Below are 19,433 nucleotides of genomic sequence, written 5' to 3' on the forward strand. Positions count from 1 at the left end.
AGCTTGACGCTGTACAGGCCGAGCACGTCCATGCCGAGGCCGACGGTGCCCTGGGTGAAGCCGGACTTGAAGTCGAGGATGAAGTTCTGCGTCCACTCCTCGGCCTTGCCCTGGGCGGCGTCGCCCGTGTAGTCGCGGTTCATGTAGAAGTTGCGCAGCGTCAGGCTGGACCTGGCGTCTTCCAGGAAGCCATCGGCGAAGGCGGGGAGGGCGGTACCGGCCAGGGCCAGGGTGCAGACGAGACGGTGCTTGGTCGGGCGGATCATTGTTGTTGTTCTCCGTTTCTTGGGCAAAGCGTCGCCGGCCAGCGGCGCGGTGGCGTCGCTGGTGGGCGGTGAAGCTGGGCGGGGGAGTGGGGTTAGCGCGGGGCCTTGCCGGCCACCGAGTAGCGCACCTGCTGGTTGCGCGTCTTCATGAAGTCTTCCAGGCTCTGGCCGCGCATGGCGGCGTAGATGTCCAGGTTGGAGACGCCCAGCACGGCGCCGAGTTTCTCCAGCACGAAGAAGATCACCCCGTAGTGGATCAGCCCGCGCCAGTCGCGGCGGCGCAGCAGGTCGCGCTCTTCCTCGCAAAGGCCGGCCTCGGCGTAGAGCGCCTCGGGCTCGGCGAGGAAGCGCTGGCGCCACTGCGGCTCGATCATGCGGTGGAGGAACTTGTTCAGCCGGTAGCCCTTGGCGCTGCGCTCCAGGGTGTAGGGGTAGGTGCCTTCCAGCTGCTCCGCGCCGGCCAGCTGGTGGCGCATGTGCCGGCGGTGGCGCTCGATGGCCGGGGCCGGCAGGGCCTGGTCGCGGTTCTGCAGCAGCAGGGTAGCGATACCGGTCATGGACGGCAGGTAGTAGTCCTGGTGCAGCTTGTCGACGCGGGCGGACAACGCGCCGCGCATGATCAGCCAGGTGATCACCTCGGCGCCCTCCATGCCGCCGAGGGTGGCGTATTCGGCGACGGTCATTTCGGTCAGGCGCTCGGGGTCGTCGACCAGCAGCTCGATGAACTGCGCGTCCCATTCCGGGTTGTTGAAGCCGCAGCGCTCGCCGTGGACCTGGTGCGACACGCCGCCGGTGGCGACGATGGCGACCTTGAGGTCCTCCGGGTAGCTCTCGATGGCGCGGCGCAGGGCCTGGCCCAGCTTGTAGCAGCGCCGCGCGCTGGGGATCGGCAGCTGCAGCACGCCGACCTGCAGCGGGACTATCCGCAGCGGCCAGCCGTCGGCGCAGGGCAGCAGCGCCGACATCGGCGAGAAGAAGCCGTGGTCCAGCGGCTTGTCGCGGAAGAAGCTCATGTCGAACTCGTCGGCCATCAGGCTTTCGCCGATGTGCCGCGACAGCGCCGCGTGGCCGCCCACCGGCGGCAGCTCGCGCGGGTTGCCGCCCTCGTCGGCGACGCCGTACCGGTCGTCGACGCCGAGGGTGAAGGCGCTGTAGTGGTCGAAGAAGAACGAGGTGACGTGGTCGTTGAAGATGTAGAAGAGCACGTCCGGCCGCTGCTCCTGGAGCCAGGCGCGGATCGGCTCGAAGCCCTCGAAGATCGGCGCCCAGGCCGCCTCCTGCTGTTTGTCGTGGTCGACGGCGAAGCCGATGGTCGGGGTGTGGGAGACGGCTAGGCCACCAATGATGCGTGCCATGACGGGGTCCTCTGGTTCAGGTTACTGCGTGGCCAGGGCCTGGCTCGCGCGGCGCCGGGCGTGGCCGTTGGCCAGGATCGCCAGGGCCGCGGCGAACGCCGGCAGGCCGAGGAAGGTGAACAGCAGCGGCAGGCCCAGGCCGAGGCTGAGCACCGCGCCGCCGACGAGCGAGCCGAAGATGGCGCCGAAGCGGCCGATGCCGAGCATCCAGCTTACCCCGGTGGCGCGGAACTCGGTGGGGTAGTAGCCCGGGGCGAAGGCGTTGAGGCCGGTCTGCGCACCGCTCATGCAGAAGCCGGCGGCGGCCACGCCCACTACCAGCAGGCTGGACTCCAGGCTCAGCGCGCCGAGCGATACGATGCACAGGCCGCCCAGGGCGTAGGCGATGGCGATGACGCGGTTGGGGTTGCGCCTGTCCATGATCCAGCCGACCACGATGGCGCCGACGGTGCCGCCGATCTGGAACAGCCCGGTGATGGTCGCGGCGCGCTCGATGGACAGGCCGCCGTCGCGCAGCAGGGTGGGCAGCCAGCCCATGGTCAGGTAGATCACCAGCAGGCCCATGAAGTAGGTGGCCCACAGCGCCAGGGTGCCCAGGCGGTAGCGCTCGGTGAACAGCAGGCGCACCGGGGCCTTGTGCTGCACCGGCGGTTCGCTGACGGTGAAGCGGGTGCCAGCGGCGAAGCGCCCGCCCAGCTTCGCCAGGGCCGCGGCGATCTGCTCGGCCGGGGCCTTGTGCGCGGCCATGAAGCGGGCGGATTCCGGCAGCAGCCACAGCAGGAAGGGCAGCAGGGCCAGCGGCAGCAGGCCGCCGGCGAGCAGCACCGCCTGCCAGCCGTGGTGCGGGATCAGCCAGGCGGCGAGGAAGCCGCCCAGGCCCGAGCCCATGTTGAAGCCGGTGAACATGATGGTGATCAGCAGCGAGCGGCTGCGCTCGGGCAGGTATTCGGCCAGCAGCGTGGTGCTGTTGGGCATGGCGGCGCCCAGGGCGACGCCGGTGAGCAGGCGCAGGATCGCCAGTTCGTAGGGGCTGCGGGCGAAGGCGCAGGCCAGGCTGAGCAGGCTGAAGCCGGTGACCGCGATCAGCAGCACCTTCTTGCGCCCGAGGCGGTCGGCGTAGGGGCCGGCGGTCAGCGCGCCAATGGCCAGGCCGATCATACCGGCGCTCATCACCGGGCCGAAGGCGGCGCGGGACAGGCCCCACTCCTGCATCAGCGACGGGGCGATGAAGCCCATCACGGCCACGTCGAAGCCGTCGAACAGGACGATGAGGAAGCACAGGGACAGGATCAGCCACTGGTAGGGCGAGATTGGGCGGCTGTCGATCCAGTCTTTGACATCGACGGTCTCCATGCCACCGGGGTTTTGCTTGAGCATTCGCGTTCACCTTTTGTTCTTGTAGTGGTGAAAATTCCAACAGGCTTCGAAAACGATGATGACCGGCAGGAATCACCTCGCCGTTTTTCGGCGTGGGGCGACTGTAAGGCTCAAGGGGCGGGGCCTGCCTCTGGGAAATCCTTAAGCGGGTATCGGTTTTGTTTATGGGGTGCTTGCGCAGGCGTTGCCGGGGCCGGCGACGCCTGGCGGGCGGGTTTCACTGGCTGAGTTCCTCGTGGTAGTCGGCCTGGCCCTGGCGCCAGTAGGCGGCGACGCGCATGGCTTCCTTCGGCTGGCCCTTGTCCAGCAGCAGGTTGCGCACGCGGACCATGGCCGCGGCCTCGCCGGCGCCCCAGGCGAAGCCTTCGCCGGCGGGCAGGCCCAGGGCCTCGACGGCGGCCAGCAAGGCCTGGTCGTCGTCGAACCATTGCAGCTGGAGGTCGGCGGCGCTGGCGAACCGGCGGCGGTCGGCCGCCTCCACCTGCAGCAGGACGATGGCGCGGGTGCCCGCCGGCATCTCCTCCAGGCGCCGGTGCACGGCGGGCAGGCCGGTGGCGTCGGCGACGAACAGGTGCCAGTCGAAGTCCGGCGGGACGATCATCGAGCCGCGCGGGCCGCCGATCACCGCGTGGTCGCCGACCTGGGCCTGCTCGGCCCACTGGCAGGCCTTGCCGTGGCCGTGCAGGGCGAACTCCAGGGTCAGCTCGCGGGCCTGGGCGTCGAAGCGGCGCGGGGTGTAGTCGCGGCGCACGATGCTGCCGTCGTCGTCCTCGAACATGAACTTGACGTGGTCGTCGAAGCCGGCGGACACGAAGTCGGCCAGGGCCTCGCCGGCGAAGGTGAGGCTGACGAAATGCGGGCTGAGCTGTTCGCGGCGGGCGACCTGCACTTCGCGCATGCGCAGTTCGTGGCGGACGCGGTGCACGCGGCGTTGCGGGGTGGCTTGGGTCATGGGTGGCCCTCTTGGGCTATGGTTGATAATATCAACGATCATAAGAATCATTAGTTGATAAAGTCAACCGTATAGCCATGAAAGCCGACGACGTCCTCGAAACCATCCATGCCGTCATGCACCTGTACCGTTCGCGGCAGTACCGCGAACTGCGCGACGGCCCCCATGAACTGACTCACATGGAATTCAAGGTGCTGGCCTTCTTCGCCCGCCGTCCGGGCGCCACCCAGCGCCAGCTGGTGGAGCACAGCGGCCGCGACAAGGCGCAGATCGCCCGGCTGATCCAGGGGCTGCGCAATCGTGGTTTGCTGGAGGGTAGCGCCGATGCATTGGACAAGCGCAGCGTATGCTTGAGCCTGAGCGCCGAAGGTGAGGCGGTTTATGCCGAGGTGGAAGGGCAGGGCCGGCATTTGTCGGAGGTGGCGGTGCGGGGCTTCAGCGCGCAGGAGCGGGAGCAGTTGCAGGGGTTGTTGGCGCGGGTGGAGGCGAATCTGCAGACGGAGTGAGGGGGCTCGCCGGTGGTTTTGGTGGGTTGGGTGGGCGCCTCTCCCTAACCCTCTCCCTTCAGGGAGAGGGTTAGGGAGAGGGAACGGAATCAACCCAAACACCGCAGTTCCCGGTAAACCTCGTTCGCGAGCAAGCTCGCTCCTACGAAAAGCTGGCCGATGCCCGAGCGCAATAGCGGCCCCCGTAGGAGCGGGCCCTGCCCGCGATTCGCGCGCAGGGCGCGCTCCTACAGGGACATGGCGCGTATCAACCCTCCACCACCCGGTAGCACGGCTCGTAGGCCGCGCCGCCCGGCAGCTTCATCCGGTGCTGCTTGACGAAGGCGTGCAGCAGCTCGTCCAGGCGGCGCATCAGCGCCGGTTCGCCGTGGATCTCGTAGGGGCCGAACTCCTCGATCGCCCGCACGCCCTTTTCCTTGACGTTGCCGGCGACTATCCCGGAGAACGCCCGGCGCAGGTTGGCCGCCAGTTCATGGGGCGGCAGGTCGGTGCTCAGCTGCAGGCCGGCCATGTGCTCGTGGGTGGGGTCGAAGGGGCGCTGGAAGCCGACGTCGATCTTCAGCAGCCAGTTGAAGTGGAAGGCGTCGTTGCGCTCGCGGCGGAACTGCTTGACCTCCTTCAGGCCCTGGGCCATGTGCCGCGCCACTTCGGCGGGGTTGTCGACGATGATCTGGTAGCGCCGCTGCGCCGCCTCGCCCAGGGTGGCGCCGACGAAGGCGTGCAGTTGCTCGAAGTAGGCCGAGGCGCTGCGCGGGCCGGTGAGCACCAGGGGGAAGGGCAGGTCCTGGTTGTCCGGGTGCATGAGGATGCCCAGCAGGTAGAGGAACTCCTCCGCCGTGCCGACGCCGCCGGGGAAGATGATGATGCCGTGGCCGACGCGGACGAAGGCCTCCAGGCGCTTCTCGATGTCCGGCAGTATCACCAGCTCGTTGACGATGGGGTTGGGCGCCTCGGCGGCGATGATTCCCGGCTCGGTCAGGCCCAGGTAGCGGCCGCCGTGGTGGCGCTGCTTGGCATGGCCGATGGTGGCGCCCTTCATCGGCCCCTTCATCACGCCCGGCCCGCAGCCGGTGCACACGTCCAGGTTGCGCAGGCCCAGCTCGTGGCCGACCTTCTTGGTGTACTTGTATTCCTCGGTGCTGATGGAGTGGCCGCCCCAGCACACGACTATCTTCGGCTCCACGCCCGGGCGCAGGGTGCGCGCGTTGCGCAGCAGGTGGAAGACGTAGTCGGTGATGCCCTGGGAGGTGTGCAGGTCGACGCGCTGGTCGTCCAGCTCGTTGGCGGTGTAGACGATGTCGCGCAGGGCGCTGAAGAGCATCTCGCGGGTGCCGGCGATCATCTCGCCGTCGACGAAGGCGTCGGCCGGCGCGTTGACCAGCTCCAGGCGCACGCCGCGGTCCTGCTGGTGGATGCGCACCTCGAAGTCGCGGTAGGCGTCGAGGATGGTCTTGGCGTTGTCGATGCGCGCGCCGGTGTTGAGGATGGCCAGGGCGCACTGGCGGAACAGTTGGTAGACGCTGCCCGAGCCGGCTTCGCTGAGTTGCTGGACTTCGCGCTGGGACAGGGTTTCGAGGGTGCCCTTGGGGCTGACCGAGGCATTGATGGTGGGTCTGGGGGACATTACAGCTTCCATTGGTGCGGATGCCCGGGAGGGCACCTGGGTACTCGACCGCGCGCTGGCGGTGTCCTGCCCCGGTGTGGCCGCAAGGGCGGCCCGGTGAGGGTGGGGCTTATCCGGATAGTAGTGCGTGGGGAGCGAGGCGGCGAGCCCTGCGGATTGCCATCATGGCGGCGGGCCGGCCTCGGCCGCCCGCCGGGAGGCGGGAGCCGGACGACGGGGAAGAGGCGTTCAGCCGGCCAGGGCGGCCAGCGGAATGCCTTCGTGGTTGGGCAGGTAGCCGTTGCCCAGGGACAGGCTGACCGGCTGGCGCTGTGGCTTCAGGAAGCCCAGCAGGGCGTCGCGGGTGTCCTGCCAGCCCTGCTTGTGCTCGACGTCGATGAAGTGCCCGGCGTTGCGGATGGTGCGGAACTCGCAATCGCGGATCAGCTGCTGGAACAGCTTGGCCTCGGCCGGGGTGGTGTAGATGTCCAGCTCGCCGTTGACGAACAGCAGCGGGATGTCGATGGCGGCGAACTTCTCCATGTAGCTCTCGGCGCTGAGCTTGAGCACCTGGCAGACGTGGAAGTGCATCTGCCGGTACTCGTGATCGTCCAGGCCGGCGACGTGGCGGAAGTTGTAGCGCTTGAACAGCTGCGGCAGGTAGCGGCCGATGGTGTCGTTGACCAGGTTGGCGACGTTCGGCCGGTCGCAGGCGCCGAGGTAGTCCAGGCCGCGGTGCAGGTAGTCCAGCATCGAGGCGTTGAGCAGCGGCGAGAAGGAGCTGATCACCGCCTTGCGGATGCGGCTCGGGCGCTGCGCCAGGGCCAGCAGGGTGGCCACCCCGCCCCAGGAGAAGGACATCACCACGTCGGCGCGGTAGTGCTCGATCAGGCCCAGCAGCAGCTGCGCCTCGTACTCCTTGCTGATGAACTCGCGGCAGTCGTTGTGCGCCTTGGACCCGCCGGCATAGGGCTGGTCGTAGCAGACCACGTTGAAGTGCGGTTGCAGGTATTTCACCGTTTGCGCAAAGGAGGCGGTAGTGGACAGCGAGCCGTTGACCAGGATGATGGTCTGGCGTGCTTCCCTGTTGGCGTGGAACTCCGTGTATACCCGGTGTTGCAGAATCTCGACGACGGCGGTTTCCGGCCTCATGTCGCTTCCTCCATACGCAGCTCGAATGGATGCACCCCACGATCGGGTGCGAGAGAACTACCAGGCAGAAGGAAAGCGCCTCGAGGTGACAGCTTCATGTCACCCGGCGAAAGTTCATATTTTCTTTATTTTCAAAAACTTATATTTGCAAAAGCGTAGCGTCGAACCTCTTTTCGAGGGCCGTGCGCGGGGGCTTTCGAGGCAGGTAGGAAAGGCCGGGCGGGGAAGTGCCGGGCGGAAAAATCTTCTTGGACGTGATGCGTGACCGATGAGTCACGCATGGGGCAGAGTTAAGCAGGACGGTTCGTCGACCGCAACCCTGTGCCGGGCGTTTTCCCACTGCCGTCGACCGGGAATCCGACGAACTGCGTTTTTCCGGCAAAAGGCCAGCGCCCTATTACACTTTCCTTCAGTCGTTTCCTGCGAATCCTCCAGCCGCGGAAGAGGTCGTCGCGCTCCTCCCTGGCCGACACAATGGATGGGTCGGATTCATGGTCGTGCACCCTGTTTTGCGAACCGGGCTGGCTTTCGCCGTGCTGGCCTGCCTGTGCCTGCCCGCGGCCGCGGACGATCGCTACGGCTGCACGCAACCCGTGCGCCTGGCGTTCTACCGCAACCAGGTGTTCTACCACGACGGCAAGGGCCTGGACGCCGACCTGGTGGCCGAGCTGGCGCGCCGCACTGGCTGCGCCTTCGAGGTCTCGGTGCGGCCACGGGCGCAGATCTGGACGGCCCTGCAGCGTGGCGAGCTGGACATGGCCACCAGCGCCGTGGCCACCGCCGAGCAACGCCGCTACGCCTACTTCGTGCCCTACCTGCACCTGCGCGAGCGGCTGATAGTGCCGCTGGACCTGTCCGCCGACCTGCACAGCCTGGACGACTTCCACGCGCTACCGGGCGTGCGCCTGGGCGCGGTCGCCGGCTACAACCACGGCCCCTACCTGGACGCCATGCTGCGCATCCTGCGCAGCGAGGGGCGGGTGCGCGAATACGTCGACGAGACGGCCTGCTTCAACGCATTGCTGGGTGGCGAGGTGGACGGGCTGATCGGCCACGAGCTGAGCCTGGCCGGCCTGCTCCACGACCCGGCGCTGCGCCACCGCTTCCGCGGCATCGACGTGACCCGCGGGGCCGGCGTGCCGCGCAGCCTGGTGCTGGCCCGCGGGCGTTTCAGCGCGGCGCAGAGCGCGCAGTGGCAGCGCCTGTTCGAGGACCTGCGGCTGGACGGCTCGCTGGCCCGCATCTTCCTCGGCAACGCGCCGCTGGACGTCGCGGCGTCGCTTCTCGACAACGGCTACCGACCGACGCCCGATGGGCTCGGCGAACAGGACGAGGCACCATGAGGGCAGACAAGCGCGGCATTCCCCTGCAGGTCCTGGTGACCGGCGCCATCATCCTGAGCATGCTGGTGCTGGCCGTGTCGCTGCTGGTGCAGGGCTACCGCGGCGTGGAAGGGGCGCTGGTGACGGCGGCGGGCGAGTCCGCGGCGCAACTGGGGGTGACGGTCAACGAGCGCATCCGCCGCCTGCTCGACCCGGCGCAGAACACCCTGCGCCTGCTCAGCTACGACGGCATCTCGCAGACCGACAACCTGCCGGCGCGCCTGGAGCGCCTGCCCATGCTGGCGGAGAACCTGCGCGCCAACCGCACCCTGAGCGCGCTCTACGTCGGCTACCCGAACGGCGAGTTCCTGCTGATCCGCGCCCTGCGCACGGCGAAGGCGCGGCAGGCGCTCAAGGCGCCGGACAGGACCCTCTACCTGGTGCAGAGCCAGACCCTCGGCGAGCAGGGCGCGCTGGTCGGCGAGTGGCGCTTCTACGATGCGCGGCTGCAACTGCTGCAGCGCCAGGAGCGCCCCGACTACCGCTACGACCCGCGCCAGCGGCCCTGGTACAAGGACGCCTACACCGGCAAGGGCACGGTGCTGACGCAGCCCTACGTGTTCTTCACCACCCAGGAGATCGGCCTGACCCTGGCCCTGCGCAGCGTCGACGGCGCGGCGGTGATCGGCATGGACGCCTCGGTGGACGACCTGGCCACCGAGATGGGCGACCTGCGCCAGACCGCCAACACCGAGCTGGCGGTGCTCGGCGCGCAGAACACGGTGATCGCCTACCCGGACCTGGGGCGCCTGCTGCGCCACGACGACCACGAGGTGCGCCTGGCCCACCTCGACGAACTCGGCGTGCCCAGCCTGGAGCGCCTGGTGGAGCTCGGCGGCCCGGCCGGCACGCCGCAGCGCTACCAGGTGGCGGGCGAGGACTGGTACGGCATCTGGGTGCCGCTGGTGAGCTTCGCCAGCGGCCAGGCGCGGGTGCTGATCGGCATCCCGGCCGACGAACTGCTGGCCGGCGCGCGCCAGGTGCTGTTGCGCCAGGCCGCCTGGAGCGGCGCGCTGCTGCTGGCCCTGCTGCTGCTCGGCTGGCTGATCGGCCGGCGCATCGCCCGCCCGCTGCGGGCCCTGGCCGACCAGGTGGGGGCGCTGGCGGCCTTCGACTTCGCCCGGCCGGTGGGCGTCGACTCGAAGATCCGCGAGGTGCGCGAACTGAGCCGGGTGCTCGGCGGCATGTCGCGGACCATCCACAACTTCCAGGGCATCACCCTGAGCCTGAGCCGCGAGACGCGCCTGGACAGCATGCTCGCCGAGGTGCTCACGCGCCTGGTGGAGGCCACCGGCGTGCGGGGCGGCGCGGTGTACCTGCTGCAGGAGCAGGACAACCGCCTGGTGCAGGCCTGCGCGGTGAACGGCGGGCACTACCCGCAGTCGCTGCTCATCGAAGGCTTCGACGAGGCGCAGCTGGCCAGCCTGGTGGATCAGGCCCTGAGCGGCCGCGGCCGGCACATGGAGGTGCCGCTGCGCAACCGCAGCGAGGAGCTGCTGGGCATGCTGGTGCTGCAGCTGCAGGAGGAGGGCGAGCGCCGGCGCCAGCCGCGGCGGCCGTTCAAGCGCTTCGTCGAGGAGCTGTCCGGGGCCGCCGCCGTGGCCATCGAGACGCGCCAGCTGATCGAGGCGCAGCAGCGCCTGCTGGACGCCATCATCAAGCTGCTGGCCGATGCCATCGACGCCAAGAGCCCCTACACCGGCGGCCACTGCGAGCGGGTGCCGCAGCTGGCCGACATGCTGGTGCAGAAGGCCATCGACGACCGCGACGGGCCCTACGCGGCCTTCGCCATGAGCGACGCCGAGCGCTACGAATTCCAGATCGCCGCCTGGCTGCACGACTGCGGCAAGATCACCAGCCCCGAGTACGTGGTGGACAAGGCCACCAAGCTGGAGACCCTGTACAACCGCCTGCACGAGGTCCGCATGCGCTTCGAGGTGCTCTGGCGCGACGCCGACATCCGCTACTGGCGCGACCGCGCCGAGGGCGGCGAGGAGGCGGCCCTGGGCGAGCGGCGCGATGCCGAGCAGCAGGCGCTGCGCGAGGACTTCGCCTTCGTCGCCCAGGCCAACGTCGGCGGCGAGTTCATGCGCGACGAGGACATCGAGCGCCTGGCGCGCATCGGCGAGCGCCGCTGGTGGCGGCACTTCGACGACCGCATCGGCATTTCCCACGACGAGGCCGAGCGCCTGGTGGCGACGCCGGCCGAGCCGCTGCCGGTGGAGGAGCGCCTGCTGGCCGACAAGCCGTCGCACCAGGTGCCCTGGGGCGAGCGCAAGCCGCCGGTGGCCCGGGACGACCCGCGCAACGCCTGGGGCTTCGACATGCGCCTGCCGGCCTTCGCCAGCCACTACGGCGAACTGTACAACCTGGGCATCCGCCGTGGCACCCTGACCGACGAGGAGCGCTTCAAGATCAACGAGCACATCGTCCAGACGCTGATGATGCTCAGCGCGCTGCCGCTGCCCAGGCACCTGCGCCGGGTGCCGACCATCGCCGCCAACCACCACGAGAAGATGGACGGCACTGGCTACCCGCGGCGGCTGTCGGGCGAGGACATGAGCATTCCCGAGCGGATCATGGCCATCGCCGACATCTTCGAGGCGCTGACCGCCGCCGACCGCCCCTACAAGGCGCCGAAGACGCTCTCCGAGTCGCTGAAGATCCTCGCCTGCATGGCCCGCGACCGCCACGTGGACGCGGGGCTGTTCCGGCTGTTCGTGGCCGGCGGCGTCTACCGCGAATACGGCGAGCGCTTCCTGCGGCCGGAGCAGATGGACGTGGTGGACGAGGCGGCGCTGCTGGCGATCGTCGAGGCGGGCCAGGCGGAGAAGGCCTGAGCCGCAGCGTAATGCTGTTCACTACGGCGTTATCCGCCGAATCGCGGACAGAGTCCGCCTACCCCGCCACCGCTGTCCCACCTGTAGGAGCGGGCCCTGCCCGCGAATCGCGCGCAGGGCGCGCTCCTACAATGGGAATGGCGCGGGTGAGGGCGGACTCTGTCCGCGATAGGACTCACCGGCCACGCCGGACGCCCCGGTGGCACGAGCAGCTCCCTCTCCCTCCGGGGGCCGCGTCAGCGCGGCGAGTCCAGCGCCACGCTGCCCTCGGCCTGGAACAGCACCAGGTGGTCGGCGGCCACGCCGATGCCGACTTCCTCGCCCGGCTGGTGGTCGGCATGGCTGGGGAAGATCGACTCCAGCAGGGTGCCGGTGGCCAGTTGCAGGCGGTACAGGGTGGCCGCGCCGAGGAACGACTTGCCGACGATGCGCGCCTTCAGCGGGCCCTGCGGGGCGTAGACCAGGTCGTCCGGGCGCAGCAGCACGTCCACCGCGCTGCCCTGGGGCAGGCTGTAGGCGCGGTTGCCGCGCAGCACGCCCAGTTCGGTCTGCACGCTGTCCGGGTCGAGCATCTGTCCGCGGATGAAGTAGCCCTGGCCGATGAAGCTGGCGACGAAGGGCGTCTGCGGCTCGTGGTAGAGGTTGAAGGGGGTGTCCCACTGCTCCAGGTGGCCGTGCTTGAACACGCCGACCTGGTCGCTGACGGCGAAGGCCTCTTCCTGGTCGTGGGTCACCAGCACGGCGCTGGTGCCGCGTGCCTTGAGGATCTCGCGGACCTCGTGGCTGAGCTTGCGGCGCAGCTCCACGTCGAGGTTGGAGAAGGGTTCGTCGAGCAGCAGCAGCAGCGGTTCGGGGGCCAGCGCGCGGGCCAGGGCCACGCGCTGCTGCTGGCCGCCGGACAGCTCGTGGGGGTAGCGCCGGCCGAGCTTGTCGAGCTTCACCAGCTCCAGCAGCTCGGTGACGATGCGCCGGCGCTCGGGGTGCTTGCGGATGCCGAAGCCGACGTTGTCCTCCACCGTCAGGTGCGGGAACAGCGCGTAGTCCTGGAACACCATGCCGATGCGGCGCTTCTCCGGCGCCAGGGTGAAGCCGGGGCGCGAGATGGTCTCGCCGGCCAGGTGGATCTCGCCCTCCTGCACCGGCTCGAAGCCGGCGATGGCGCGCAGGATGGTGGTCTTGCCGCAGCCGGAGGGGCCCAGCAGGCAGCCGATGTCGCCGGCGTTCAGGTGCAGGCTGACGTCCTGTACCACGCGCTGCTGCCCATAGCCACAGGAGAGGTTTCTGAGTTCGAGCAACAACGGTCGGGTCATGGATGGTGCCGTGGAGAAAGAAGCGGAGGCAGAGAGTTTACACGTGGCGAATGAGAATTACTCGCCAACGCGATGCCGGCGACCCCGTGCCGCACGGCAGGCCGGGGCCGTGCGGCGGCAATGGGGGCTCAGGCGTAGTGGGCGTGTTCGACCAGCAGTTCGAGCAGCGCCTTCTGCGCGTGCAGGCGGTTCTCCGCCTGGTCCCAGGCCACCGAGCGCGGGTCGTCCAGCAGGTCCTCGCTGATCTCCTCGCCACGGTGCGCCGGCAGGCAGTGCATGAACAGCACGTCCGCGGCGGCGCCGTCGAGCAGCTCGCGGCTCACCTGGTAGGGGCGGAAGGTGCGCAGGCGCGCGGCGGCCTCGTCTTCCTGGCCCATGGAGGCCCAGACGTCGGTGCTCACCAGGTGCGCGCCGGCCACCGCTTCGCGCGGGTCGCGGACCACGCGCACGCGCTCGCCGGCCAGGGCCTGCAGCGCGGCGCTGGGCTCGTAGCCCTCGGGGCAGGCCACGCGCAGCTGGAAGTCGAAGCGGATGGCCGCCTCGATGTAGCTGTTGCACATGTTGTTGCCGTCGCCGATCCAGGCCACGGTCTTGCCGGCGATGCTGCCGCGGTGTTCGTGGAAGGTCTGCATGTCGGCCAGCAGCTGGCAGGGGTGCAGGTCGTCGGACAGGCCGTTGATCACCGGCACCCGCGAGTTGGCGGCGAACTCGGTGAGGGTGCTGTGGGCGAAGGTACGGATCATCACCGCGTCGACCATGCGCGACATCACCTTCGCCGCGTCGGCGATGGGCTCGCCGCGGCCCAGCTGGGTGTCGCGCGGGGAGAGGAAGATCGCCTGGCCGCCGAGCTGGATCATGCCGGCCTCGAAGGAAATCCGCGTCCGGGTGGAGGCCTTCTCGAAGATCATGCCCAGCACGCGGTTCTTCAGCGGCTCGTAGAGCACGCCTCGGTCGCGCAGGTCCTTCAGCTCGCTGCCACGGCGGATCAGACCGAGGAGTTCGTCGGTCGTGTAATCCAGCATCGAGAGGAAATGCCTTGCGCTCATGATTCAGTACCTACTGCTTGTTCTCAGATTGCGGCCGAGGGTCTGGCCGGCTTTTCGAGAAAAAACGGACTGAACCTGCGGCCTGACCGCATGCAGCGGAAATTTAGGGGGAAGACGCGATCCTATAAGGAAATGTCGCGCTTTGTAAACTCCCGCTTACTCTGGCGCGGCCTGCAGAGGATTTGCTATTTCGCCTGTACCACTTTCATACCATTTGCAGGAGAACTTTCGAGCTTGCCTATCTCTGCCCAATCCGAAGTGGAGTTGAGCCATTTCGCGTAGGTCGAAAGAAGCATTTGTACGCTATGGCCAAGCTGGTTGGCAATGAACGCCGGATTCATGCCTGCCATGATGCACATGGTCGCGTAGGTATGGCGGGTGTCGTACTGTCGCCGGCGACGAATCTTCAGCGTAGCCAGCGTCTGCAGAAGATACTTCTTGGTGGTGTTGTCCGACCTGATGTATGGGCCACTGCTATCGGCTGGGGCGAAAACGTGTTCGCTTCTGGCTTTCGTCAGTGGCTCAACGACCTCTAGGGCATGTATGGCCCTATCATTCAGAAGCACCGTTCGGTCCCGCTTCGTCTTCACGCGCTGATGGATTTCTCCATGCACGCGTACCTTCCCCACATGTGCAGTCCGCTTGCGCATATCCACGTCGCTCCATTTCAGTGCCGTCATTTCCGACGGACGCATCCCCGTGAAGAACGCGAATTCGAAGTACGCCGCATAGACCGCCAGCAGTCCGTCAAGCGTCTCGTACATGGTGCGAATGATCAGCTCGGCCTCATCCCGCTCGAATGGATCAATCAAGCGCTTCTGCAGCTTTGGCCTGGCTATCCCTGCGAATGGGTTGCGGTCAATGTACCCATCCGCAACGGCAGACTTGAAGATCGAAGAGCCCTTATCGATTGCGTTCCTTCTCACGCCAGGCGAAGGCCAATCAGTAGTCGCAATGATCCTGCGGATTTCGCCAGACTTGATGGTGTCAAGGCGCCTGGTGGCGAAATGCGGCATCCAGTACCGATTCAGGGTGGCCTTGTAGTTTCGGCGAGTGCTATCAACGATTTCCCGGCTATCCAGCCAGGTCTGCGCATACTCGCCGAACGAGGGGGTTTTGTGATCGAGGGTGTAGGAGGACGTCGGGAAGAGCTCGGCGTATTTGTCGTCATCCAGTACGCCGAGCTTGATGAGCTGTTTTACTTGAGCTCGTAGACCGCCTGCCGCGGCGATCCCTTGCGGGGTTGGCGGATAGGCAAGGGTTTCACACCGACGCTCACCATTCCATGTGAAACGGATGCGGACCGAGTTGCCGACGACCTCAACGCCGCTCGGTCTGTCCACAGGCTTTCGACCCATTCGTCGTATCTCCGCTTGCTGTAGATGATGCGGCCGTCGATCTTCGACCAGACGCCTTCAGGGATGATTTTTCGTTCGCGCTTGCGCTCCAGCGCCTTCTGCGTGGTGCCGATCAGGAAGGCGAGGCGCGCTTCGGATATCTTGTCGACGTCCTCGTTGAAGCTTTCTGCCTGGGGCATGGGCAATACCTCATCGCGCCGCTGGTGCGGCGATGGTGGAATGGTGATCAGAACTTGGGCTGCAGGTAGAACCAACGTCCTTTGATGAACTCGGCGCGCTCAGCCCGAGAAGGCCAGCGCTGGCCGATGGCGCCGCACTTGCTACAGCGAATATGTAGGGGCGTGGAGAATATCCAGGTATGGCGGTCTGGAGGGCAGGGCGGATCGCTCATTTCCCGCCTCCTCCCATGGCCGCGTCGATTGCAGCGTCCAGGGCTTCCAGACGCAGTCCTTCGCCTTCATTCGCCGACTCATCCATGGGCTCCCAGCGAACTACGTCGATGCGTGGCGCACTGCAGTCGTTTGGCTGCTCTCGGAGCCACCGATACCGAGCGGCGTCTGCCTCTGCGCGCTCCAGGCGCTCAATCAGTTCGAGGATGGCTTGGGGGTTGGCGGCGGCGATCCATTCGGCCAGTTCATCATCGTGCTCGTCGAAGGCCGAGCAGTCGCTGATCCGAACGTCCAGAAAGTCGCTGTACTCTCCGCTTTCGTTCACTGCTCCTACGGTCACAGCCGAAGCGCTGTGCCTGTGGCTTTCCCAGGGATCCCGATAGGCCGGAGCAAGTTTCTCCGCCAGCTCCTTCAGCTTGGTGAGGTCGTTCATGCGTGCGTACCTCGTAGTCCGGTTGCCACCCAGTAGGGAGTTCCGTTGCACTCAACAAGCCCTTTGCGCTTGAGCCGATTCAGAGCCTTGCTTATCGTCGGCCTGTCCTCGCCTATGGCGTGTCGCATTGCCCATGCGGTAGAGCCTTGAATCTTTCGCAGGTGCTCAAGCACCTTGGCATCGATAGGATTGTCGGTCATTGCTGCTTCACCTCTATTCCGGCTTGCTGGAGGGCTTCTTCCACTTCTTCGCGGCAGGCGTAGTAGCCGTCCTGATAGGGATCACTACCAGCGCGAGCCGAGTTATCCGGCAGCTCCACCTTCAGAGCCGCGCGGCTGGCTTGCCAGACTTCCCAGCGCTGCGAGCATTGGCCTTGCCCATAGGCACCTTCGCCCAGGTCTTCATTTCCTCGGGTGATATAGCCATGCTTGGCCAGATGCCACGCTTCAAACTCTTCTCGAATGTCAGGCACGGTCAGTTCTCCCGTGAGGGTGTGCGGTTAAGGGGAAGGATTAGCGCTGGAGGAGAGCGCGGAGGTCGTCGCGAATGGCATCTTCTGCAAGGGCGATGGCACGCATGATCAACTCCCGCGGCACCAGCACCTGATCGGCGGGGATTTCCACCAGCGGCACGCGCCGGTGCTGCCAACCCCAGGTTTCGGCATTGCGTTCCCGTACAGGGTTAGCATCACCAATCTCGATGCGATCCTCTCGGCCGGCACGGGTGTAGATCGTCGCCCAGGCGATGGGCTTCAACTCAGGCATGGCCGTCTCCCTCCTTCATGAACGTGATCCAGTGCGTTTTCTCGCGCCGGCCGGACTTGTGACCGAAAAGAGGCCTCTGCCCGGCCAGCTCCAGAACATCGCGCACCGGAACCTGGGTTTCGTTCCACTTGAAGATCAGCGTTCCGTAATCCTCCAGCACCCGGAAGCACTCCCGAAACCCGTCCTGCAGGTCCTGCTTCCAGTCGCTGGTGAGCATCCCGTACTTGGCGCGCATCCAGCTGTCGACGCCGGCCCGCTTCAGGTGCGGCGGGTCGAAAACCACGAGCTTGAAGGCGCCGTCGTCAAACGGCATCGAGCGGAAGTCCATCAGCAGATCAGGCTCAACCTTCAGCACGCGCCCATCGCAGAGCGTGTGCTTCTCGTCGCGGATGTCGCCGAATAGGGCAAGCTGGTTCTGCTTGTCGAACCACATCATCCGGCTGCCGCAGCATGGATCAAGAACGCGGGCGTTCATCCGCAACCTCCTTCCCCTCGCCGAGCAGGGCGCGGCATACCGCGCAGTCCGGATCGCGCGTGTCGTGACCTTCCAGGTCGTCAGGACACATGCCGTTGTTCAGGTGCTTGATCTCGCCCGTGGCGTGACCAATGAGTACGCGTAGGGTGTCCTCGCTCACCACCTTGCCGTTGAGGCGCGCCAGTTCGTCGATAAACCGATAGGCCTCGCGCGCTGTCTCATTCTCCGCAAGATGCAGTTCGTTCGGATCACCTAGCCAGCGTTTGCGCCCAAGGCTTCGCAATGCGTCACCCTTCAAGACGCCGGTCTTCTGCCAGCCGAGAACTTCCCGGCAGCGCTGAAGCAGGTCATTCGGCACAACAACCACCCTTGCGCGCAGGGCTTCAACCTCGCGCGTCAGCTGCTCGACCTCGCTCTGCCGGTGCTTGGTCCCCATGCGACGGCCTTCGTTGTAGCCGGACTGGTAGCTGTTGGCATCGGACTGGAGGGCTTTGACCTGATCCCTGAGCGCCTGAGCCTCGGCTTCGAGCTTGGCGTAGCTGCCTGACTCACGAACTTCATAACCAAGTTCAGAAAGTCGGCTCAGGATTGTAGTGGCGATTCGATTGCCGAATTTCTCAGTCATCGCACACCCCGTCGCAAAGGTCATAATCAACCCCCTTCGCCGGCTGAGGCGCGGCGGCGAGCGGCCAGGAGCCCCAGCCCCAAGCCTGTTTGTCTTCGGTTGGGTGCTTGTCAGTTCGCGGCCGACTCGGGCAATCCCAGCTTCTGCCTTTCACCTCCCACAACAGGCGCCAACCCGCGGCGCGGAGGCTGCCACCGCTTTCGCTGGCTAGGATGTAGGTCAAGCCGCGTCGATAGCCTTTGTCCTGGGCGATCCTCCGCGCTGCCGCATACAGCATGCTGCAAGCGTTTGGAGTGCCATCGGTACATAGGCGGGTAACTTCCGTCGTCAGTCCATCATCCAGGGCTCGAGCGACAGGGCGGCCAATCACGGCGACACCGACCAGGTTTCCGTCATCGTCATGGACAGCCTGTCGCCAGAGCGCTCCGACCGGAACGTTGTGGTGCCGGTGGTGTTGCCGAATGAAATGGTCGGCCAGGTCCCGCGTGATAGGGCGAAGCTCGATCATTTGTCACACTCCTGCGCCTCGGATGCAGCGAGCAGCCATGCCGCGAGAATCGCGTCACCTTTGTACTCCAGCAGTTCCTGCCCGCTTTCGTGGCGAATCCATTTCCCGTCAGCAGTCTTCTCGGCAATGCAGAAGTAGCGATCGCCTTCGCCATCCCAGTTATCGAGGTAGTCGATGGCGTAAGTGCCAGGCGCGCATCCATCCGGCACCTGCCCAGCCTGGGCGACCGGGCCGTCGCTTGCGAGAACTGCGCGCGCCTTCTCGATCCCATGCATTACGGTGGTCGGCCACGAACCATGGTCGGCAGCGTTGACCACCGCCTGTAGGGCGCGCTCCAACTCCGCCACCCTGGCCTGGGCGGCGTCATGCGCTTCGCACTTCTCCAGCATGTAGCGCAGCGAGGCGAGTAACTCACCCTTGTCCGGGTTCATGCCGATGTCGTGGCCGATGGCTTCCCATGCCTCCAGTACGGTGATCACCTCCGACCGGAAGCCGGAGTACCAGAGCTTCACCGCTTCCTCTTTGGCGAGCGGATAGCCGAGGCCTGCCGCCTCCAATTCGTCCTCAGTAGAAAGTTTCGGTGCCGGGGAGGGTTGCGCCAGGGCGGCGCGGGCTTGTGCGCAGCTGCACTTCCGATCACGGAACCCATTAAGTTCTGGATCGCAGGCCGGGTTACATGGCTCCCAGTACGGCAGCGGCTCCCCCTGCGCGCCCTCTGCCTGCTTCCGCACAGATGCCGCAATTTCCTCGCACGCATCAGCCCAGGCGTCGCCTTCCAGGTTCTCCAGCCAGTCGCAGGCGTCGCTCTTCTCTTGTTCCTTGCTCATACTTTCGTCCTCGTGTGCTTGGCGATGAACTCAGCAGCCTCTGTGCTCAGCTGCTGGCCGCCGATTCCGTTGGTGAGGTGGGATTTCATGCGCCGGATCAGGTCCAGGGCCTGCTGGTGAAACAGAGCTTCAGCAAGCTGGGCTTGGTAATGCGCGTGCGGGTTCGCGATCAGCTCGGTGATACCGCGCTGAACGGCTGATTCGTCGAGGGGCATGGGAGTTACCTCGCGCCGGGTGGCGCAATGGCAGGGAGTGGGGTAGGTTC

21 protein-coding genes are annotated in these 19,433 nt (G+C 66.5%); 3 read left to right on the forward strand and 18 right to left on the reverse strand.

Going from position 1 to position 19,433, the window contains the following annotated elements; translation table 11 throughout:
• From CHC02_RS28680 to CHC02_RS28695, 4 genes are all read right to left on the reverse strand, one after another.
• The coding region (locus CHC02_RS28680; protein WP_141137705.1) for an OprD family outer membrane porin at positions 1–266 on the reverse strand (266 nt) is incomplete at its 3' end.
• Positions 267–358: 92 nt separating this feature from the next.
• The gene (locus CHC02_RS28685; protein ID WP_089394768.1) at positions 359–1,621 is read right to left on the reverse strand and encodes a gallate dioxygenase; all 1,263 of its coding nucleotides are present in this window, start codon (positions 1,619–1,621) and stop codon (positions 359–361) included.
• Between the two features lie 21 nt (positions 1,622–1,642).
• Positions 1,643–2,998: an MFS transporter gene (locus CHC02_RS28690; protein ID WP_089394769.1), complete on the reverse strand. Its 1,356-nt coding sequence runs from the start codon at positions 2,996–2,998 to the stop codon at positions 1,643–1,645.
• A gap of 217 nt (positions 2,999–3,215) precedes the next feature.
• Positions 3,216–3,950 carry a siderophore-interacting protein gene (locus CHC02_RS28695; protein WP_089394770.1) on the reverse strand — a complete coding sequence of 245 codons (735 nt, stop codon included), beginning with the start codon at positions 3,948–3,950 and terminating at the stop codon, positions 3,216–3,218.
• 77 nt (positions 3,951–4,027) lie between these two features.
• On the opposite strand from CHC02_RS28695, the gene CHC02_RS28700 reads away from it, so the two are divergent.
• Complete coding sequence (locus CHC02_RS28700) at positions 4,028–4,456, forward strand: MarR family winged helix-turn-helix transcriptional regulator (protein ID WP_089394771.1); 429 nt, start codon at positions 4,028–4,030, stop codon at positions 4,454–4,456.
• Positions 4,457–4,703: 247 nt separating this feature from the next.
• Here the strand turns inward: CHC02_RS28700 and ppnN are convergent, their stop codons facing one another.
• Both ppnN and CHC02_RS28710 read right to left on the reverse strand, forming a co-directional pair.
• Positions 4,704–6,080, reverse strand: a complete 1,377-nt coding sequence (gene ppnN / locus CHC02_RS28705; protein WP_089394772.1) for a nucleotide 5'-monophosphate nucleosidase PpnN — start codon at positions 6,078–6,080, stop codon at positions 4,704–4,706.
• 228 nt (positions 6,081–6,308) lie between these two features.
• Positions 6,309–7,211 carry an alpha/beta fold hydrolase gene (locus tag CHC02_RS28710; protein WP_089394773.1) on the reverse strand — a complete coding sequence of 301 codons (903 nt, stop codon included), beginning with the start codon at positions 7,209–7,211 and terminating at the stop codon, positions 6,309–6,311.
• Positions 7,212–7,702: 491 nt separating this feature from the next.
• Between CHC02_RS28710 and CHC02_RS28715 the strand changes: the two genes are divergently transcribed.
• Together CHC02_RS28715 and CHC02_RS28720 are read left to right on the forward strand one after the other, a co-directional pair.
• A complete protein-coding gene (locus CHC02_RS28715) occupies positions 7,703–8,554 on the forward strand; it encodes a substrate-binding periplasmic protein (protein ID WP_089394774.1) in 852 nt (283 codons plus the stop codon).
• Positions 8,551–11,433 (forward strand): HD domain-containing phosphohydrolase, encoded by a 2,883-nt coding sequence (locus CHC02_RS28720; RefSeq protein WP_089394775.1) that lies wholly within the window; start codon positions 8,551–8,553, stop codon positions 11,431–11,433. Before CHC02_RS28715 ends, CHC02_RS28720 begins: the two co-directional genes overlap by 4 nt.
• A 236-nt stretch (positions 11,434–11,669) precedes the next feature.
• Here the strand turns inward: CHC02_RS28720 and CHC02_RS28725 are convergent, their stop codons facing one another.
• The 12 genes from CHC02_RS28725 to CHC02_RS28780 form a co-directional block, all read right to left on the reverse strand.
• Positions 11,670–12,743 carry an ABC transporter ATP-binding protein gene (locus CHC02_RS28725; protein WP_089394776.1) on the reverse strand — a complete coding sequence of 358 codons (1,074 nt, stop codon included), beginning with the start codon at positions 12,741–12,743 and terminating at the stop codon, positions 11,670–11,672.
• Between the two features lie 128 nt (positions 12,744–12,871).
• The gene (gene argF / locus CHC02_RS28730) at positions 12,872–13,789 is read right to left on the reverse strand and encodes an ornithine carbamoyltransferase (protein ID WP_089394777.1); all 918 of its coding nucleotides are present in this window, start codon (positions 13,787–13,789) and stop codon (positions 12,872–12,874) included.
• 185 nt (positions 13,790–13,974) lie between these two features.
• Positions 13,975–15,087: a site-specific integrase gene (locus CHC02_RS28735; RefSeq protein WP_244161020.1), complete on the reverse strand. Its 1,113-nt coding sequence runs from the start codon at positions 15,085–15,087 to the stop codon at positions 13,975–13,977.
• Positions 14,988–15,326, reverse strand: coding sequence for a hypothetical protein (locus CHC02_RS30680; RefSeq protein ID WP_244161017.1), 339 nt, complete (start codon positions 15,324–15,326; stop codon positions 14,988–14,990). The genes CHC02_RS28735 and CHC02_RS30680 overlap by 100 nt, the downstream gene beginning before the upstream one ends.
• 208 nt (positions 15,327–15,534) lie before the next feature.
• Entirely contained in the window at positions 15,535–15,969 is a 435-nt protein-coding gene (locus CHC02_RS30335) for an ead/Ea22-like family protein (RefSeq protein ID WP_176450354.1), read from the reverse strand.
• Between the two features lie 196 nt (positions 15,970–16,165).
• The gene (locus CHC02_RS28745; protein WP_244161018.1) at positions 16,166–16,441 is read right to left on the reverse strand and encodes a phiTE_015 family protein; all 276 of its coding nucleotides are present in this window, start codon (positions 16,439–16,441) and stop codon (positions 16,166–16,168) included.
• Positions 16,442–16,481: 40 nt separating this feature from the next.
• Positions 16,482–16,733, reverse strand: coding sequence for a hypothetical protein (locus CHC02_RS28750; protein ID WP_089394779.1), 252 nt, complete (start codon positions 16,731–16,733; stop codon positions 16,482–16,484).
• The gene (locus tag CHC02_RS28755) at positions 16,726–17,208 is read right to left on the reverse strand and encodes an SAM-dependent methyltransferase (RefSeq protein WP_089394780.1); all 483 of its coding nucleotides are present in this window, start codon (positions 17,206–17,208) and stop codon (positions 16,726–16,728) included. The genes CHC02_RS28750 and CHC02_RS28755 overlap by 8 nt, the downstream gene beginning before the upstream one ends.
• Complete coding sequence (locus CHC02_RS30425; RefSeq protein WP_208604371.1) at positions 17,189–17,833, reverse strand: hypothetical protein; 645 nt, start codon at positions 17,831–17,833, stop codon at positions 17,189–17,191. Before CHC02_RS30425 ends, CHC02_RS28755 begins: the two co-directional genes overlap by 20 nt.
• A complete protein-coding gene (locus tag CHC02_RS30685) occupies positions 17,826–18,341 on the reverse strand; it encodes an XF1762 family protein (RefSeq protein WP_244161019.1) in 516 nt (171 codons plus the stop codon). Before CHC02_RS30685 ends, CHC02_RS30425 begins: the two co-directional genes overlap by 8 nt.
• Complete coding sequence (locus tag CHC02_RS30340) at positions 18,338–19,168, reverse strand: hypothetical protein (RefSeq protein ID WP_167364865.1); 831 nt, start codon at positions 19,166–19,168, stop codon at positions 18,338–18,340. The genes CHC02_RS30685 and CHC02_RS30340 overlap by 4 nt, the downstream gene beginning before the upstream one ends.
• A complete protein-coding gene (locus CHC02_RS28780) occupies positions 19,165–19,383 on the reverse strand; it encodes a hypothetical protein (RefSeq protein WP_089394781.1) in 219 nt (72 codons plus the stop codon). Before CHC02_RS28780 ends, CHC02_RS30340 begins: the two co-directional genes overlap by 4 nt.
• Positions 19,384–19,433: the final 50 nt, after the last annotated feature.

The organism is Pseudomonas delhiensis (assembly GCF_900187975.1).
GTDB lineage: Bacteria > Pseudomonadota > Gammaproteobacteria > Pseudomonadales > Pseudomonadaceae > Pseudomonas > Pseudomonas delhiensis.

Coding starts and splice junctions, on each gene's coding strand:
- CHC02_RS28715 (WP_089394774.1), top strand. CDS start 7,703: ATGGTCGTGCACCCTGTTTTGCGAACCGGGCTGGCTTTCGCCGTGCTG.
- CHC02_RS28710 (WP_089394773.1), bottom strand. CDS start 7,211: ATGAGGCCGGAAACCGCCGTCGTCGAGATTCTGCAACACCGGGTATAC.
- CHC02_RS28685 (WP_089394768.1), bottom strand. CDS start 1,621: ATGGCACGCATCATTGGTGGCCTAGCCGTCTCCCACACCCCGACCATC.
- CHC02_RS28755 (WP_089394780.1), bottom strand. CDS start 17,208: ATGAACGCCCGCGTTCTTGATCCATGCTGCGGCAGCCGGATGATGTGG.
- CHC02_RS30425 (WP_208604371.1), bottom strand. CDS start 17,833: ATGACTGAGAAATTCGGCAATCGAATCGCCACTACAATCCTGAGCCGA.
- CHC02_RS30680 (WP_244161017.1), bottom strand. CDS start 15,326: ATGCCCCAGGCAGAAAGCTTCAACGAGGACGTCGACAAGATATCCGAA.
- CHC02_RS28750 (WP_089394779.1), bottom strand. CDS start 16,733: ATGCCTGAGTTGAAGCCCATCGCCTGGGCGACGATCTACACCCGTGCC.
- CHC02_RS28700 (WP_089394771.1), top strand. CDS start 4,028: ATGAAAGCCGACGACGTCCTCGAAACCATCCATGCCGTCATGCACCTG.
- CHC02_RS28780 (WP_089394781.1), bottom strand. CDS start 19,383: ATGCCCCTCGACGAATCAGCCGTTCAGCGCGGTATCACCGAGCTGATC.
- CHC02_RS30340 (WP_167364865.1), bottom strand. CDS start 19,168: ATGAGCAAGGAACAAGAGAAGAGCGACGCCTGCGACTGGCTGGAGAAC.
- CHC02_RS28725 (WP_089394776.1), bottom strand. CDS start 12,743: ATGACCCGACCGTTGTTGCTCGAACTCAGAAACCTCTCCTGTGGCTAT.
- CHC02_RS30685 (WP_244161019.1), bottom strand. CDS start 18,341: ATGATCGAGCTTCGCCCTATCACGCGGGACCTGGCCGACCATTTCATT.
- CHC02_RS28720 (WP_089394775.1), top strand. CDS start 8,551: ATGAGGGCAGACAAGCGCGGCATTCCCCTGCAGGTCCTGGTGACCGGC.
- CHC02_RS28690 (WP_089394769.1), bottom strand. CDS start 2,998: ATGCTCAAGCAAAACCCCGGTGGCATGGAGACCGTCGATGTCAAAGAC.
- CHC02_RS30335 (WP_176450354.1), bottom strand. CDS start 15,969: ATGAACGACCTCACCAAGCTGAAGGAGCTGGCGGAGAAACTTGCTCCG.
- argF (WP_089394777.1), bottom strand. CDS start 13,789: ATGAGCGCAAGGCATTTCCTCTCGATGCTGGATTACACGACCGACGAA.
- CHC02_RS28695 (WP_089394770.1), bottom strand. CDS start 3,950: ATGACCCAAGCCACCCCGCAACGCCGCGTGCACCGCGTCCGCCACGAA.
- ppnN (WP_089394772.1), bottom strand. CDS start 6,080: ATGTCCCCCAGACCCACCATCAATGCCTCGGTCAGCCCCAAGGGCACC.